Source organism: Flavobacterium cheongpyeongense (genome assembly GCF_003202435.1).
Taxonomy (GTDB): domain Bacteria; phylum Bacteroidota; class Bacteroidia; order Flavobacteriales; family Flavobacteriaceae; genus Flavobacterium; species Flavobacterium cheongpyeongense.
Window position 1 is genome coordinate 1 of sequence record NZ_QJHK01000054.1, and the last position, 537, is coordinate 537.

The following is a 537-nucleotide window of genomic DNA, read 5'->3' on the forward strand; positions in this document are numbered from 1 at the left end:
TACAACTATTAGCATCAGTAGCGGTAACCGTAAAATTACTATCAGCAATTTGAGTTGAAATACCTGTTATCTGTCCAGCTGTTGATAGCGAAAAACCAGAAGGCAAACTTCCCGCTGTAACGGCATACGTTTTAGATCCTGTTCCTCCTGAAGCTACTATAGTTTGACTATATCCAGTATTGTAATCATAACCAGACAAAACTGTTGTTGTGAAATTAATTGCTGTTGGTTGTGTAATAGTAAAGTTTCGAGTAGCGGTACATGCGTTAGCATCGGTTACCGTTACCGTATATGTTCCTGCACTTAATCCGGTTGCTGTAGCAGCTGTTCCACCCGAAGGCGACCATGAGTAGGTATATCCACCAGCACCACCCGAAGGGGTAACGGAAGCAGAACCATTAGATCCACCGTTACAAGACACATTTGTTTGCGCCGCAGTTGCCGTACTGATAGCCGTTGGTTGAGTAATTGTAAAGTTTCGAGTAGCGGTACATCCGTTAGCATCGGTTACCGTTACCGTATATGCTCCTGCACTTA

At 43.8% G+C, this 537-nt stretch carries 1 protein-coding gene; it reads right to left on the minus strand.

What is annotated here, in order from left to right; genetic code table 11:
- Window positions 1–537, minus strand: a 537-nt coding sequence (locus DMB65_RS21870) for a SprB repeat-containing protein (RefSeq protein WP_196239588.1), incomplete at both ends; no start/stop codon positions are given.